A 15,389-nucleotide genomic window follows, 5' to 3' on the forward strand; every position below is an offset into this window, starting at 1 on the left:
GGCAACTGACTCGTCAGGTGCCTTCTGATAAGCTTTCCTGAATATAGAGAAAACCCCATAAAAAAAAGGCCGCTTCCCATACAGGAAAGCGGCCTTTTTAAGCTCGAAACTAACGCAGCCTTATACGGCCAAACCAGATTCTTTCAAACGAATCAGGTTCAGCGCGGAACCGGCTTTAAACCACTCAATCTGACCTTCGTTGTACGTGTGGTTCAGCGTGATAAGGTCGGTGTCGCCGTCTTCGTGGTGCAGGCGCGCCTGCAGGGGCTTGCCGGGCTGGAAGTCCGTCAGGCCGATGATGTCGATGGTGTCGCCTTCCTCAATCAGGTCGTAATCGGCCTTGTTGGCGAAGGTGAGGCCCAGCATGCCTTGCTTCTTGAGGTTGGTCTCGTGAATACGGGCAAACGACTTCACAATGATGGCGCGTACGCCTAGGTGGCGGGGCTCCATGGCCGCGTGCTCCCGCGACGAACCTTCACCGTAGTTCTCATCACCCACTACTACCGTTCCAATGCCCATAGACTTGTAGTTACGGGCCGCTTGCGGTACGGTGGTATAGGTAACACCCTGCGAAACATAGTCGCGCACCTTGTTGGCTTCACCGTTGAAGCAGTTGGTGGCGCCGATGAGCATGTTGTTGGAGATGTTATCCAGGTGGCCACGGTATTTCAACCACGGGCCGGCCATCGAAATGTGGTCGGTGGTGCACTTACCCTGGGCTTTGATGAGCAGGCGCAGACCATGCAGGTCGGTGCCTTCCCAGGCCTTGAAGGGCTCCAGCAGCTCCAGACGGTCGGATGAAGGGCTTACCACAACCTGTACGCCCGAGCCATCGGCTACGGGGGCCTGGAAGCCGGCATCTTCTACGGCATAGCCCTGGGGTGGCATTTCCACGCCGCGGGGCTCGTCCAGCTTCACCTGGCGGCCGTCTTTGGTCGTCAGCGTATCGGTGAGGGGGTTGAAGGTCAAATCACCGGCAATGGCGAAGGCCGTTACGATTTCGGGCGAGGCCACGAAAGCGTGGGTGTTCGGGTTGCCGTCGTTGCGCTTGGCGAAGTTGCGGTTGAACGAGGTGATGATGGAGTTCTTGCGCTTGGGGTCATCGGTGTGGCGGGCCCACTGGCCGATGCACGGACCGCAGGCATTAGCCAAAACTACCCCGCCCATTTCAGCGAAAGTATCCAGCAGACCGTCGCGCTGCACGGTGTAGCGCACCAGCTCCGAGCCGGGCGTTACGGTGAACTCCGCATTAACCGTCAGGCCTTTGGTTACAGCCTGCTTGGCAATGCTGGCGGCGCGGGTAATGTCTTCGTAGGAAGAGTTGGTGCACGAGCCAATCAGACCAACTTCCAGCTTCTCGGGCCAGCCGTGCTCACGCACTGCGGCCGCAAACTGAGAGATAGGCCAGGCAGCGTCCGGCGTGAACGGACCGTTCACGTGGGGCTCCAGCTCGGAGAGGTTAATTTCGATCAGCTGATCGTAGTACTTCAATGGGTCAGCGAATACCTCGTCGTCGGCGCGCAGGTGCTGGGCTACGCCGGCAGCCAGGTCGGCAATTTCGCCGCGGCTGGTACCACGCAGGTAGGTAGCCATGCTTTCATCGTAGGCAAATACCGAAGTGGTAGCGCCAATTTCGGCACCCATGTTACAAATGGTAGCCTTGCCGGTGCACGACATGCTCTCGGCGCCGTCGCCGAAGTATTCTACAATAGCACCGGTGCCGCCTTTCACGGTCAGGATACCGGCTACTTTCAGGATAACGTCTTTGGCCGATGTCCAGCCGCTCATCTTACCGGTGAGCTTCACGCCAATTACTTTCGGGAATTTCAACTCCCAGGCCATGCCGGCCATTACGTCTACTGCATCGGCACCGCCTACGCCAATGGCCACCATACCCAGACCACCCGCGTTGGGCGTGTGGGAGTCGGTACCAATCATCATACCGCCGGGGAAGGCGTAGTTTTCCAGTACTACCTGGTGAATGATACCGGCACCGGGCTTCCAGAAACCAATACCATACTTATTGGAAACCGAAGCCAGAAAGTCATAAACTTCCTTGTTTTCGGCGTTGGCCACGGCCAGATCTTCATCGGCACCATTCTGGGCCTGAATGAGGTGGTCGCAGTGTACAGTGCTGGGAACGGCAACTTTAGGCTTGCCGGCCTGCATGAACTGCAACAGCGCCATCTGGGCCGTAGCGTCCTGCATAGCAACACGGTCGGGGGCGAAATCGACGTAGGAAACGCCCCGCTCAAACGCTTGAGTTACCTGGCCACCATAGAGGTGAGCGTACAGAATTTTCTCAGTCAAAGTGAGCGGGCGGCCAACAGCAGCGCGGGCGGCCTCAATGCGCGCGCCCATGCCGGCGTACACGGCCTGAATCATTTCTAAGTCAAACGCCATAATAAAAAGGGAAAAAGTGTAGAGGGAAAGCACCCCGTAAAGGGTACGCAAATATAGGTACCTGCTGTTGCGAAGCACAAAACTTTCGCAGGTTTGACGCCTGCCAGACCCGCTGCGCATAAAGTTGACGCTACGGGCTACATTTGGCGTTCTTATTTAAACTAACGGAGCCCCTCCGTAGTTTAGCCCCGAACTTAACATCCTAACTTTTTTTCCTATGCCCGTAGCCTTCTCTCTTCGCAAGGCCGTAGCCGGGGCCGGACTCGCGCTGGCCGCGGTGGCCTGTCAGTCCAATTCCACCTCCTCCACTGAAAACCAGACGCCCGCCAAACCAGAGGCCGGCACAACTACCGGCACTCCTCCTACTTTAAGCAATGGCAAGTGGCGCGGCGTGCTCTCCACGCAGGGCCAGCAGATTCCTTTTTTGTTTGAAGTATCCCAGAGTGGCGGCAAGCCGATAGTAACGTTGCGCAACGGCGAAGAAAAGCTGAAGCTAGACGAAATTACCACTGCCGGCGACTCCATGACCATCCGCATGGGCGTGTTTGACGCCGCCTTGGTGGTGCGCCAGGACGGTGCCGACAAGCTGAAAGGTGCCTGGGTAAAGTACGATGGCAAAGAGCCTTACCGCGTGGCGTTTTCAGCGGAGAAGGGTGAGAGCAACTTGTTTAAAACTACCGGGAAAGCAGAGTCTTTTGATGGTACCTGGAACGTCACGTTCAAAGGGGATGATGGCGAAACATATCCGGCCGTTGGCCTCTTCAAGCAGAACGGAAACGATGTAACCGGCACTTTCCTGACTTCCACCGGTGACTATCGTTACCTGGCCGGTCAGGCTGATGGTAACAAGCTAAACGTAACCACTTTTGATGGCAGCCACGGCTTCCTTTTCTCAGCGGAAAAGCAGCCTAACGGCACGCTGAAAGGCGACTTCTACAGCGGAAAATCAGGCCACGAAACCTGGACCGCCACGCTGGATCCCAACGCCAAACTGCCCGATGCCAACGCCATGACTAACATGAAGCCCGGCCAGAAACGCCTTGACTTCAATTTCCCGAACATCTTCGAAGGCGGCAGCATCTCCCCCACCGACCCCAAGTATAAAGGCAAAGTAGTGGTGGTGCAAATCCTGGGTTCGTGGTGCCCCAACTGCATGGACGAAACCAACTTCCTGGCCCCCTGGTACGAAAAGAACAAGCAGCGCGGCGTGGAAATCATCGGCCTGGGCTACGAGCGCACTCCCGATCAGAAAGTGGCTTCGCAGAAGCTGTTGAAGATGCGCGAGCGTATGAATATTGGCTACGACATTGCCGTGGCCGGTGAGGCTTCAGCCGCCGAAGCCAGCAAATCGTTGCCGCAGCTGGCCAAGGTGCTGGCCTTCCCCACCACCATTTTCCTCGATAAAAAAGGCGAAGTGCGTAAGATTCACACCGGCTTCTCGGGCCCCGGCACCGGCAAATACTACCAGCAGGAAATCGACGAGTTTAACGCCACCATCGACAAGCTCCTGGCGGAGTAATTTCTTCGCTGTGCTCAAATAAAAAAAGCCCGTTTCCGATTGGAGGCGGGCTTTTTTTATTTGAGCACAGCGAACGTCATGTCGAGCGAAGTCGAGACATCTCGCTAGTGTGGTAAACCTAATTACTACCACAACATCAGCACGCGAGATATCTCGACTACGCTCGACATGACGCTATAATTTTATTCTTTATCCGCAGTCTTTTTACCGCTGTTCTGCCGCGCACTTCTCAGCTGATATTTTCCAGGTTCAGGGCTGATATCTGTCATTGGCGGCGTTTTCCGGTTCTGCTTTCTTCGGGTTGTATTTTACGCTTTGTGCTCTCACTCCCATGAAGAACATTCTCGTTGCTACCGATTTTTCCAGACAGGCACACCATGCCTTTGAGGCGGCCCTGCACCTGGCCCAGCGGGCCGGCGGCTCGGTTACCCTCCTCCACGTAATAGACGCGCCCGAGCCGGAAACGGCTGGGTTTAGCACCTATGGCGGCCCCGTAAATGGGGACGAGTTCGGAAACGCTTCAGGCATAGACGAACTGTTTATGCTGAAACGATTGGAGGTAACCCACCAACGCATGCAGCAGCTGCAGGCCGAAGCAGCCCAACTGGCCCCTGGCGTGCCTGTGCACGAAACGGCTACCGTAGCCGACTTTCCGGAAGCCATAGCCCGTCTTATTCAGGAGCGGCAAATTGATCTGTTGGTAGTAGGCCCGCAGGAACACGATACCCTGGAGCGGTTTTTCGCCAGCACGCACACGGAGCAGCTGGTGCGGCAGGCGGCCTGCCCGGTGCTGGCCGTGAAGCACGCTCCCGGCAACTTCGACCTGCGAACCATTGTATTTGCCTCTGATTTTTCGGACGAAGCAGATGCTGCCGTGCCGGAGCTGCGGCGGGTGCTGCAGCTTTATCCGGAAGCAAAGCTCTTTCTGCTACAGGTAACCAACGACGAGTTTCCGCGCCCCGACCTGCTGGCGCGCATGCAGGAGTTTGCCCTGCGGCACCAGCTTACCCAGGCCGAGCCGGTACTGTTTGAAGCGGGCCAGCCTACCCGCGGTATTCAGCAGTTTGCCTGGCAACAACAGGCTGATTTAGTGATACTTCCTACCCACAGCCGTTCCGCCATTAGTCGGTTGTTTGCGGGTAGCATTGCCGAGGCCGTAGCCACCGAAGCGGCCTGCCCGGTTCTAACCTTCCACGTGTAGCCTATAAACGCAGCAGCCCCGCCTACCAATGGTAGGCGGGGCTGCTGCGTTTATAGCGGGGCGGGCTGAAACCGCTCCAGTAGCACAATTTCCTCGCCGTGATAGAGGGCGCGGGCATATTCATGGTAGCCAAACTTGTGGGCCAGGCGCAGGGAGGCATTGTTGCCGGGGTCGATGATGCAGGTGGTGCGCGGAGCGGGCAGGTGCTCATCGGCCCAGGCCAGGGCGGCTTGCAGGGCTTGGCTGGCGTAGCCGCGGCCGTGCAGCCGCGGTGCCAGCACCCAACCGGCTTCGGGCGTGCCTTTGATGGACGGCGTCAGGTCGCGCTGGACATCAAAAAAACCCACCGTGCCCACAAAGCGGCCGGAAGCTTTTTCTTCGATGGACCAGGAGCCGTAGCCCAGCATGGCCCAGTGCCCCATATGGGAGAGCATGCGGCGCCACACGTCTTCCTCAGAATGAGGCTTGCCGCCCAGGAAGCGGTAGAAAGCAGGGTCCTGGTGCATGGCGGCGCCCTCCGGCAGGTCGGTGGGTTGAGGGCCGCGCAGAAGCAGGTCGGTGGTTTCCAGCAAGGGCACTAGAGGGGCCGGGGCAGAACGAAGGGAGAGTGGCAGGGACATGCGGCAAATTAGCAAAACCCTGCAATGCGTAATCTTCGGGCTTGCGCAACTGTCCCGTAAAGTATTTCCCGTATCATTCCGACTACTTCATCCAAAGCACCTACTTCCCCGGTTTATCCTTCATGAAAAAATTATTACACTTTATCGGTCGGCTGTTGGGCGGGCTGTTGGTGGTTCTACTGGTGGTGGGCGTAGCCTTTGCCAACCTTAGCCCGGAGTTTGGCGGCAAGCCCACCAGCGCCCAGCTGGCAGCCTACGCGCAGTCGGGCCACTACCAGGAGGGCGAGTTTCAGAACCTGCTGCCCACCACGCTCATGACGGGCAGCAGCACCTTTGCGGCGCTGTGGCGCTTTTTCTTTACCAGCGTTCCAAATCAAACCCCAGCCGCTCCCCTCCCCCTGCAACAGCTGGATTCCCTGAGCATCACGCAAAAGTCGGAGGAGGTGCTGCGCGTTACGTGGTTTGGGCACTCCGCCAGCCTGGTGGAAATTGCGGGCCAGAATATTCTGATGGACCCCATGCTCAGCATCCGCATGGGGCCCGTGCACTGGGCCACTCCCAAGCGCTACAACCCCATTCTGCCCATCACGGCCGAGCAGCTGCCTCCCATTGCGGCCGTGCTCATTTCCCACGACCACTACGACCACCTCGACTACCAGACTATTCTGCGGCTGAAGGAGAAAGTAGCGCATTTTTACGTGCCGCTGGGCGTGGGGGCGCACCTGCTGGCCTGGGGCGTGGCCCCCGAAAAAATTCAGGAAATGGACTGGAACGACTCCGTGCGCCTGCCCGGCCTGACGATTATCAGCATGCCGGCCCGCCACTTTTCCGGCCGCGGCCTCACCAACCGCAACTCCACTTCCTGGAGCTCCTGGGTGATAAAATCGGCCACCAAGCGCGTGTTTTATAGTGGCGACGGTGGTTACGGCCCGCACTTTCAGACCATCGGCACAAAGCACGGGCCGTTTGATCTGGCCCTGATGGAATGCGGGCAGTATGATAAGCAATGGGCCGAAATTCATATGATGCCCGAGCAAACCGTGCAGGCCGCCGTAGATGTGCGGGCGCGGGTGCTAATGCCAGTGCACTGGGGCGCCTTCACGGAAGCGCATCACCCCTGGAATGAGCCCGTTACCCGGGCTTCCCTGGAAGCCGCCCGGCGGCAAATGCCCATCACTACTCCGCAGCTGGGGCAGCCGGTTACTATTGGTGCCGGGCCCCTGCCGCATGAGCGCTGGTGGCAGTAAGCCGTTGTCATTCCGAGTGAAGCGAGGAATCTGGGTAACGCCTATTCAGATTCCTCGCTTCGCTCGGAATGACAATTACTGTATTTGTTGAAACCGCAGCAGCATACCGTGCGGGGGCCGAAGCGTAATCAAAGGCACTGGTACCGAGGCCGTATCAGGCGGCAATTCTATGCTGAAATGACGCAGGGTTTCCACCAGCATCAGTTGAATTTCAGTGAGGGCAAAGTGGTTGCCGATGCACATGCGTGGGCCCGCCCCAAAGGGCAGATAGCCGTAAGCCGGAACCGGGGGCTGGGCATGGGGCGCAAAACGACCGGGCCGGAATTCATCCGGCTCCGCCCACAGCTGCGGGTGGCGGTGCATGCCGTAGAGGTAGATGGAAAACAGGGTTCCTTTCGGGATGCGCTGCCCCTGAAACTCATCCTCTTCCAGGGCCACGCGGTCCAGAATCCAGGCGGGCGGGTACAGGCGCATGGTTTCCTGTATTACCTGCAGGGAGTACGGCAAACGGGGCAGCTCATCGAAAACCGGCGGCCGATTAGCCAGGCCCGCGGACTGCAATTCCGCGCGCACCTTGGCAGCCGCCTCCGGGTGCGCGGCCAGCAGGTAAAACAGCCAGCTGAGGGCATTGGCGGAGGTTTCGTGGCCGGCCAGCAGCAGGATGTTGGCTTCATCCAGGAGCCGGTCTTCAGTCATGGGCTCGCCGGTGTCTTCGTAGCGGGCGTCGAGCAGCATTTGCAGCAGGTCGTCGTGCGGCTGGCTGTTGGAGGCGGCGCGGCGCCGGCGGATGTAGCCGCGCACCAGCTCGCGCAGCTCCTGGCTTAGCGCATCGTGGTAGCGGTAGCTGCCGGTGAGGTGCCACCACGGCCGCAGGTAAGGCTGCCGGATGGTGCGCACGTAGAATGCCTGAATCTGGGTGAGAATAGTGGAGAGCCGCTCCCGCTCCGTGTCGCCCATGCTGGTCCCAAACGTGGCCTGCGCAATAATGCGGAATGCCACGCGCGTCATGGCTTCGTGAATATCCACCAGGGCCGGGCCGGCGGCGGTGCGCTGGCGCAGCTCCTGGGTCCACTCCTCGGCGGCCGCCTGCATCAGCCGCGTGAGGCCGGCCAGGCGCTGGCGGTGAAAGCCGGGTTGAATAAGGCGGCGCTGCCGCAGCCAGTCGGCCCCTTCGTTGGTGAGCAGGCCGCGGCCAATGTAGCGGATGAGGCCGTGGGTGAGGTCGGACTTGAGGTAGCAGCGGTGGTTTTTCTGCAGAATGTGCTGGGCCAGCGCCGGGTCGCGGGTCATGATAATGGGCCGGATGCCGCCCAGATGCATGCCAACCGTATCGCCCCGGCCGGCATGGGCCCGATCGAGGTTGCCGATTGGGTCGCGGGCCATGGCCACAGAGGACAGCAGCGTGCGCCAGCGCGGCACCCACGGAAACGGTTCGGCGGCAGTATCAGTAGTCCGCGTATCCATCAGAAAGCCTTATTCTGCTACCTGCTTGTAATGTATTTCCGACATGTCCCGCAGGCGCCCGGCGCTGAACTCGGGCGTGATGTCGCGCTGCGGGTCACCAAGCATTTCATAGCCCACCATAAACTTGCGCACGGTAGCGGAGCGCAGCAGCGGCGGGTAGAAATGCATGTGCAAATGCCACTCGGGGTGCTCCTCCCCATCGGTCGGCCGCTGGTGCAGGCCGGCCGAGTAAGGGAAAGAAATCTGGAACAGATTATCGTAGCGGATGGTAAGGCGGCGCAGGATATCGGCCAGCGCATCCCGCTCTTCATCTGTTAGCTGCGTGATATCCTGCACGGGGCGGCGAGCTATCAGCAGCGTCTCAAATGGCCACATAGCCCAGTACGGTACCAGTACCACGAAGTGCTCATTTTCAAGAACAATCCGCTCCTGCTTTTCCAGCTCCAGGGCCAGATAAGCAGAGAGAAGGGTGCGCTGGTACTCCTGGAAATATGCCAGCTGCTGCTCCCCTTCTTTGGCTGGCTCCATGGGCACGGTGCGCTGGGCCCAGATCTGCCCGTGCGGGTGCGGGTTCGAGCAGCCCATCATCTGGCCTTTGTTCTCGAAAATCTGCACGTAATTGATATCGGAGCGGGCGCCCAGGGTTTGGAACTCCTCCACCCACAGATCTACCACTTTGCGGATGGCGGGCGTGGTCATTTCCGGCAGGGTTAAATCGTGGCGCGGCGAGAAGCAGATAACCCGGCAGATACCGGATTCCGCTTCGGCCCGCAGCAGGCCACCTTCGTTAATGCTGCCCACGGGCACCTGTTCCTGCAGGGCGGCAAAGTCATTGGTAAATACGAAGGTAGAATCGTAGGCGGGGTTGATTTCGCCGTTGGCGCGCGTGTTGCCGGGGCAGAGATAGCAGCCGGGGTCATAGGCGGGGCGGTGCTCCTGCTCGGGGGCCTCCTGCTGGCCCTGCCAGGGCCGCTTAGAGCGGTGCGGCGAAACCAGAATCCATTCGCCCTTCAGGGCATTAAAACGGCGGTGCGGGTGCTCGGCAGTATCGAAACCAGACATATGCTATAAGATAAAAAGCGGCCAGAAATTAGGCTTGCGCAGCTATGGTGCCTACCCCATCTACAATGGTAGCCTGATAGGTTTCCAGCGGCAGGCCCAGCTGCTGCTGATACGCGGCCGTCATGTGCTCAATAAAGGAAGGTACCTGCCCGGCGGCTACCAGGTTAATGGTGCAGCCGCCAAAGCCGCCGCCCATCATGCGGGCGCCATACACGCCGGGGTGCGTGCGGGCCGCCTCCACCAGTACGTCCAGCTCCCGGCAGCTCACCTCGTACTTATCGCGCAGGCCCTCGTGGGAGCCGTACATATCCTGCCCGAAGGACTTCATATCCCCCGCTTCCAGGTGCTGACAGGCGCGCACTACCCGCTCGTTTTCCTCCACTACATAAGTGCAGCGCCGGTACACCACGTCGCCCAGCTCCTCGCGGTGGGCTTCCAGCTGCGGCAGGGTAGCATCGCGCAGGCTGATGATGTTGGGGTAGTGGCTTTGCAGAATCTTCACGCCCTGCTCGCACTCCTGGCGGCGCAGGTTGTACTCGGAGCTGGCCAAGGAGTGCTTCACCCCGGAGTTGCACAGCACAATGCGGTTGGTAGTGGTATCGAAGGGGAAGTAGGCGTATTCCAGGGAGCGGCAATCCAGGCGCACCACGTGGTTGGCCTGCCCGAAAAGGCTGGCAAACTGGTCCATGAGGCCACACATTACTTTGGCGTACTCATGCTCCGCTTTCTGGGCCATGTGCGCCAGCTCCATGCGCTCAATGCCCAGCTTCAGCAAGTGGTTTAAGGCGAAGGCTATGCCGCACTCCACGGCCGCCGAGGACGACATGCCGGCCCCGATAGGTATGGTGCCGCCAAACACACAATCAAAGCCCTCCAGCGCCAGCCCGCGCTTCTGCAGCTGCGCCACCACGCCCAGAATATAGTTGGCCCAGGCATGATCCGAAGGCTGCACGGCATCGAGCGGCACGCTCAGGGTATCCTGCAAATCATGCGACACCAGGTTGATGGTGCGGCTGCCGTTCAGGCGCACGGCAAAGTAGATGGCATGGTCGACGGCAGCGGGCAACACAAAACCGTTGTTGTAATCGGTATGCTCGCCAATGAGGTTTACCCGGCCAGGGGCCCGCACTAAAAGCGGCTCCCCACTGAAACGCTGCCGGAAATCGGTAGCTACACTTTCCGGAGTGGTGGAAAATATATGCTTGGCTGAGGTAGTTGGATGCATAGAAGTAGTAGAAAAGCCCCGGGCGAATAGCGCCGGTGGTACAGTGGCTAATTAGGAACGAACCCCAAACTGGTAAATAGTCGTCGATTTAAAGATTTCCCCGGGTTGGAGGATGGTGTTGGGAAAGGCCGGTTGGTTGGGGGAGTCGGGAAAGTGCTGGGTTTCTAGGCAGAAGCCCGCGTGCTGGCCGTATACTTTCCCCTCTTTCCCTTTCAAGGTGCCATCCAGAAAATTGCCGGTGTAGAACTGGATGCCCGGCTCGGTGGTGCGTACTTCCATGGTTCGGCCGGTAGTGGGCTCGTAGACCTGCGCGGCCGCGTGCAAGCCTTGAGTTTCATTTAAGACCCAGTTATGATCATAGCCGCCGGGCACCTGGCTGATCCGCTCGCCAATGGCGTGGGGGGCAGTGAAGTCGAAGGGCGTGCCTTTGACCGGACGCAGCTCCCCGGTGGGAATCAGGCCCGCGTCCACCACCGTGTAGCGGTCGGCCGGCATCGTTACCACATGGCCCAGGATGTCGGGGTCGTTGCTCAGGTTGAAGTAGGCGTGGTTGGTCAGGTTGACGGGGGTAGCTTTATCGGTGGTAGCGGTGTAGTCGATCTGCAGCGCATCGTCTTTGGTAAGCGTGTAGACGACGGTGACGTCCAGATTGCCCGGGTAGCCTTCCTCCCCGTCCGGGCTCCGGTATTTCAGCGTGAGCGTCTGGCCTTCGGTGGAGCTGCCCGGCTGGGCTTGCCAGAGGACTTTATCAAAGCCCTGTTGGCCGCCGTGCAGCGTATTGGCGCCGTTGTTTTGGGCCAGGGTGTATGCCTTACCATCGAGGGTGAATTTACCCTGGGCAATGCGGTTGGCGTAGCGGCCGATGAGTGCGCCGAAATACGGCCCTGCCTTCCGGTACTCGGGGCTCTGGTAGCCGCGCATGTTATCGAAGCCCAGCACCACGTCGCCCAGCTGGCCGGCTTTATCAGGCACGAGCAGGCGGGTGATGGTGCCCCCGTAGTTGGTAATGCTTACCTGCACCCCGTGGGCGTTCGTCAGGGTAAAGAGCTGCACTTCCGTGCCATCTGTAGTAGTAACAAAAGATGAGGCAGTGGGCACGACAAATAAGTTAGGGAGTGGCAATCAGTAACAATAATGGCAATTTCTGCGGTGCCCGGCGGCTTTTTTAAGCAGAAGCCTGCGGGTTGATAGTATCTTCTACTACGGGAGCCACAAAGGGGAGTTTGCTGCGCTGATTCTCGCAGAGCGGAAAGACGAAGAAGCTTCATTCTGAGTGCCAACCTGATAAGTCGCTTCTGACCGCCACACAATATTGGCATTGCCGTCTGGCATTCTTCCAACTTATACCGAGAGAATGAGTCAGCCCAAAGGTCAATCGGTTCATTTAATTGCTTTTACCACCGCTGCTACCCAGGTTTTACGGCCGGTTTATCCCGGGTCGGGGCCGGGTTTGGAGCTGGCGGCACAACCCCAGCCTACCTTCCACGCGTAGAGCTTACAGGCCCTCGCGGCTCACTTATAGTTCTCTCCAACTAAACTCCCGGTTCCCTATGTGGATTCAGCAGAAACCCAACACCCCCGCTCCGCTTGACGAGCTGCAGGGCCGCACCGTCGGATTGAAATTCGCGTGCAACAAGTGCCACACCGAAGTATTCACCGACCTGATTGGCATTCCCGCCCCCGATCTGCTGGCCAACTCCATGGATGATGACGGGCAATTCGAGAAAGAAGAAGTGAAATGCCCCGGCTGCCAAATGACTCATCAAATCACGGTGAAAAGTAACTTCGATGGCGTGAGCTTCGATGTTTCTGATGTGGAGCCCGGCAGCGTATCCTACCAGGTGGCCGAGCCGGAAGTTTAGACTACCAATTTCTCCGGAATTCGTGACGAATTATCGAAGTACGACTTCGTTACGTTCTGACACGATACAAAAGCAAAAAGCCCCGCATTCTGCGGGGCTTTTTGCTTGAAAGAGAATCATCTACGAAACCTAAAAAAACTGCTCAAATCCGTGATTTAGAGCTCCCGCTCAATGGTGTAATTGATCAGTTGTTCCAGGGAAGTGCGGGACGGAGACTCAGGGAAAGTGCGCAGGATGGTAAGCGCCTCGTCGCGGTAGCGCTTCATGGTTTGAATGGCGTATTCCAGCCCGCCGGTCTGTCGCACAAAGTCAATAACCTGCTGCACCCGGTCTTTGCGGCCGTCGTTGTTTTTCACGTTGTAAATCACGCGGCGCTTGGTCAGCCAGTCGGCCTGCTGCAGGGAGTAAATGAGGGGCAGCGTCATCTTTTTCTCCTTGATATCGATGCCCACGGGCTTGCCGATTTCGGCGGTGCCGTAGTCGAACAGGTCGTCTTTAATCTGGAAGGCAATGCCTACTTTCTCCCCAAAAAGGCGGGCGCGCTCAATGGTTTCCTTATCGGCCCCGGCCGAGGCGGCGCCCACGGCGCAGCAGGAGGCAATGAGGGAGGCCGTTTTCTGGCGGATAATCTCGAAGTACACGTCCTCGGTAATATCCAGGCGGCGGGCTTTTTCAATCTGCAGCAGTTCACCTTCGCTCAGCTCCCGCACGGCGTTGCTCACAATCTTGAGCAGGTCGTAGTCGTCGTTGTTGAGGGCCAGCAGCAGGCCGCGGGAAAGCAGGTAGTCGCCTACCAGCACGGCAATTTTGTTTTTCCAGAGGGCATTCACCGAGAAAAAACCCCGGCGGTAGTTGCTCTCGTCCACCACATCATCGTGCACCAGCGTGGCCGTGTGCAGCAGTTCAATAAGGGCCGCGCCGCGGAAGGTGGCATCGGGCAGCGGGTCGCCGCCACTGATTTTGGCCGTGAAGAACACAAACATGGGCCGGATCTGCTTGCCCTTGCGCTTCACAATGTAGCCCATGATTTTATCCAGGAGCAGCACCCGCGTTTGCATGGACGCCCGGAATTTCTTTTCGAATTCCGCCATTTCGGCCGCGATTGGGGCCTGTATCTGGTCCAGCTTTATAGTCATGCGGGTATTTTGGCGCAGCAATGATACGCCCCCTACGGGGGGTTTCCTAACCTTACCCCACCGGGGCTGGTTTTTGCAGTGTACTTTCGTACTCTTCGCCTGCTGTCTGTTATTTTAGAGACTATGACTGCTGCCTCCCACCCCGCCCGGCCCGTGCGTCTGGATTTTATCCTGACGGCCCCGCACCACACCCGCTCCTTTGCCGCCGATGCCCGCTACGTGCCCACTGGTAAGCCCAAACCGGTGGTGGTTTTTGTGCATGGCTTCAAGGGATTTAAAGAATGGGGCCACTTCAATCTGCTGGCCGATTACTTTGCCCAACAGGGCTTTGTGTTTGTGAAGCTGGACCTCTCCCACAACGGTATTGTGGTAGGCGGCTCCGGCGACCTGGAAGACCTGGATGCCTTTGGCCGCAACAACTTCTCCCTGGAGCTGGACGATATTGGCGCCCTACTGGATACGCTCTTCGACCCCAAAAAAACGCCTGTTCCGGCCCCGGAAGCCGACCTCGACTGCCTGGCGCTGGTGGGCCACAGTCGGGGTGGCGGCCTGGCGCTGCTGAAAACCGCCGAAGACCCGCGCGTGAAAGCCGTGGTCGGCTGGGCTGCCATCAGCAACGTAAATCCGGGCTGGCCCGAACCCATGATGCAGCTCTGGGAAAAGCAGGGCGTGCTACACGTAGAAAACAGCCGCACCGGCCAGCAAATGCCGCTTTACTACCAGATTGTGGAGGATTTTCACACCAACCGCCTCCGCCTGGACATCCCGCACAATGTGCGCCGCAAGCTGCGCCACCGTCCCCTGCTCATCATCCACGGCGACCAGGACGAAACCGTGCCCGTAGAGCGCGCCCACGAGCTAAAAACCCTAAAAAAAGACGCCGAGCTGCTCATTCTGCCCAACGTGCAGCACAACCTAGGTGGCGCCCACCCCTGGCAGTCAGAAGATTTGCCTACCGAAACCCTACAAGCCGCCGAAGCCACCGTGGAGTTTCTGCGGCGGGTGCTATAAGGCGTTATTGAGTAAAGCCGGCCGGCATACTCAGCATGGCGTTCTTTAAGCTTTGAAATCTTACCCTTTCACCACCTCCCTTTTGCCCACTGCCTACCTCCTGCTCGGCTCCAACCTCGGCGACCGGGCCGCCACCCTCCGCGAAGCCGTGCAGCAGCTACACAGCAGCGCCGGCCCCGTAAGCGCCACGTCCAGCCTCTACGAAACCGCCCCCTGGGGCCTCTCCGACCAGCCCGCCTTCCTCAACCAGGTGGTGCAACTGAGCACCTCCCTCCCTCCCGAACAGCTTTTGGCCGCCTGCCTGCAGACCGAGCAGCTGGCCGGCCGCACCCGCCGCATCCGCTGGGACGCCCGCACCCTGGACGTGGATATTCTGCTGTATGATGATATAGTGCTGGACACACCAGAGCTAATTATTCCGCACCCGCGTCTGCCGGAGCGCCGCTTCGCGCTGGTGCCGCTGGCGGAAATTGCAGGGAAAGTCGTGCATCCGGTTTTGAAAAAAACGGTGTCAGCGTTATTATTGGATTGCAGGGATAAGCTTTTAGTTGAGAGAATCAACTGAGGTAATTAAAATCAGATTTTATATCCATATTGAAATTCACTTCAAAAAATCAACAATTTTCATTCTCATTAATA

General features: G+C 58.6%; 13 protein-coding genes. 6 read left to right on the forward strand and 7 right to left on the reverse strand.

Going from position 1 to position 15,389, the window contains the following annotated elements; all coding sequences use genetic code 11:
• Window positions 1-120 precede the first annotated feature (120 nt).
• The gene (locus AM218_RS09150; protein ID WP_054415454.1) at window positions 121-2,403 is read right to left on the reverse strand and encodes an aconitate hydratase; all 2,283 of its coding nucleotides are present in this window, start codon (window positions 2,401-2,403) and stop codon (window positions 121-123) included.
• Between the two features lie 217 nt (window positions 2,404-2,620).
• Here AM218_RS09150 and AM218_RS09155 point away from each other — a divergent pair, with 217 nt between their 5' ends.
• Both AM218_RS09155 and AM218_RS09160 read left to right on the forward strand, forming a co-directional pair.
• A complete protein-coding gene (locus AM218_RS09155; protein WP_082318157.1) occupies window positions 2,621-3,922 on the forward strand; it encodes a TlpA family protein disulfide reductase in 1,302 nt (433 codons plus the stop codon).
• A gap of 331 nt (window positions 3,923-4,253) precedes the next feature.
• The gene (locus tag AM218_RS09160; RefSeq protein ID WP_054413591.1) at window positions 4,254-5,123 is read left to right on the forward strand and encodes a universal stress protein; all 870 of its coding nucleotides are present in this window, start codon (window positions 4,254-4,256) and stop codon (window positions 5,121-5,123) included.
• Between the two features lie 50 nt (window positions 5,124-5,173).
• On the opposite strand, the gene AM218_RS09165 is transcribed toward AM218_RS09160, so the two are convergent.
• Window positions 5,174-5,743: a GNAT family N-acetyltransferase gene (locus AM218_RS09165; RefSeq protein ID WP_054413592.1), complete on the reverse strand. Its 570-nt coding sequence runs from the start codon at window positions 5,741-5,743 to the stop codon at window positions 5,174-5,176.
• 122 nt (window positions 5,744-5,865) lie between these two features.
• On the opposite strand from AM218_RS09165, the gene AM218_RS09170 reads away from it, so the two are divergent.
• Window positions 5,866-6,990, forward strand: a complete 1,125-nt coding sequence (locus AM218_RS09170; protein ID WP_054415458.1) for an MBL fold metallo-hydrolase — start codon at window positions 5,866-5,868, stop codon at window positions 6,988-6,990.
• Window positions 6,991-7,065: 75 nt separating this feature from the next.
• Here the strand turns inward: AM218_RS09170 and AM218_RS09175 are convergent, their stop codons facing one another.
• The 4 genes from AM218_RS09175 to AM218_RS09190 are packed head-to-tail and all read right to left on the reverse strand — an operon-like array spanning window position 7,066 to window position 11,839.
• A complete protein-coding gene (locus tag AM218_RS09175; protein WP_054413593.1) occupies window positions 7,066-8,454 on the reverse strand; it encodes a cytochrome P450 in 1,389 nt (462 codons plus the stop codon).
• A gap of 9 nt (window positions 8,455-8,463) precedes the next feature.
• Window positions 8,464-9,516, reverse strand: coding sequence for a UDP-glucose--hexose-1-phosphate uridylyltransferase (locus AM218_RS09180; RefSeq protein ID WP_054413594.1), 1,053 nt, complete (start codon window positions 9,514-9,516; stop codon window positions 8,464-8,466).
• A 28-nt stretch (window positions 9,517-9,544) separates the two neighbouring features.
• Window positions 9,545-10,741, reverse strand: coding sequence for a galactokinase (gene galK / locus AM218_RS09185; protein ID WP_054413595.1), 1,197 nt, complete (start codon window positions 10,739-10,741; stop codon window positions 9,545-9,547).
• Window positions 10,742-10,792: 51 nt separating this feature from the next.
• Window positions 10,793-11,839, reverse strand: coding sequence for an aldose epimerase family protein (locus AM218_RS09190; protein ID WP_054413596.1), 1,047 nt, complete (start codon window positions 11,837-11,839; stop codon window positions 10,793-10,795).
• A 452-nt stretch (window positions 11,840-12,291) separates the two neighbouring features.
• Here AM218_RS09190 and AM218_RS09195 point away from each other — a divergent pair, with 452 nt between their 5' ends.
• Window positions 12,292-12,603 (forward strand): hypothetical protein, encoded by a 312-nt coding sequence (locus tag AM218_RS09195; RefSeq protein WP_054413597.1) that lies wholly within the window; start codon window positions 12,292-12,294, stop codon window positions 12,601-12,603.
• Window positions 12,604-12,758: 155 nt separating this feature from the next.
• Here AM218_RS09195 and AM218_RS09200 read toward each other — a convergent pair whose 3' ends face one another.
• Window positions 12,759-13,739 carry a polyprenyl synthetase family protein gene (locus AM218_RS09200; RefSeq protein WP_054413598.1) on the reverse strand — a complete coding sequence of 327 codons (981 nt, stop codon included), beginning with the start codon at window positions 13,737-13,739 and terminating at the stop codon, window positions 12,759-12,761.
• 123 nt (window positions 13,740-13,862) lie between these two features.
• On the opposite strand from AM218_RS09200, the gene AM218_RS09205 reads away from it, so the two are divergent.
• Window positions 13,863-14,750, forward strand: coding sequence for an alpha/beta hydrolase family protein (locus tag AM218_RS09205; RefSeq protein WP_054413599.1), 888 nt, complete (start codon window positions 13,863-13,865; stop codon window positions 14,748-14,750).
• 52 nt (window positions 14,751-14,802) lie between these two features.
• The gene (gene folK / locus AM218_RS09210; RefSeq protein ID WP_231717469.1) at window positions 14,803-15,315 is read left to right on the forward strand and encodes a 2-amino-4-hydroxy-6-hydroxymethyldihydropteridine diphosphokinase; all 513 of its coding nucleotides are present in this window, start codon (window positions 14,803-14,805) and stop codon (window positions 15,313-15,315) included.
• Window positions 15,316-15,389: the final 74 nt, after the last annotated feature.

This window comes from Hymenobacter sp. DG25A (assembly GCF_001280305.1).
In the GTDB taxonomy this organism is placed as follows: domain Bacteria; phylum Bacteroidota; class Bacteroidia; order Cytophagales; family Hymenobacteraceae; genus Hymenobacter.

Coding starts and splice junctions, on each gene's coding strand:
- AM218_RS09150 (WP_054415454.1), bottom strand. CDS start 2,403: ATGGCGTTTGACTTAGAAATGATTCAGGCCGTGTACGCCGGCATGGGC.
- AM218_RS09155 (WP_082318157.1), top strand. CDS start 2,621: ATGCCCGTAGCCTTCTCTCTTCGCAAGGCCGTAGCCGGGGCCGGACTC.
- AM218_RS09160 (WP_054413591.1), top strand. CDS start 4,254: ATGAAGAACATTCTCGTTGCTACCGATTTTTCCAGACAGGCACACCAT.
- AM218_RS09165 (WP_054413592.1), bottom strand. CDS start 5,743: ATGTCCCTGCCACTCTCCCTTCGTTCTGCCCCGGCCCCTCTAGTGCCC.
- AM218_RS09170 (WP_054415458.1), top strand. CDS start 5,866: ATGAAAAAATTATTACACTTTATCGGTCGGCTGTTGGGCGGGCTGTTG.
- AM218_RS09175 (WP_054413593.1), bottom strand. CDS start 8,454: ATGGATACGCGGACTACTGATACTGCCGCCGAACCGTTTCCGTGGGTG.
- AM218_RS09180 (WP_054413594.1), bottom strand. CDS start 9,516: ATGTCTGGTTTCGATACTGCCGAGCACCCGCACCGCCGTTTTAATGCC.
- galK (WP_054413595.1), bottom strand. CDS start 10,741: ATGCATCCAACTACCTCAGCCAAGCATATATTTTCCACCACTCCGGAA.
- AM218_RS09195 (WP_054413597.1), top strand. CDS start 12,292: ATGTGGATTCAGCAGAAACCCAACACCCCCGCTCCGCTTGACGAGCTG.
- AM218_RS09200 (WP_054413598.1), bottom strand. CDS start 13,739: ATGACTATAAAGCTGGACCAGATACAGGCCCCAATCGCGGCCGAAATG.
- AM218_RS09205 (WP_054413599.1), top strand. CDS start 13,863: ATGACTGCTGCCTCCCACCCCGCCCGGCCCGTGCGTCTGGATTTTATC.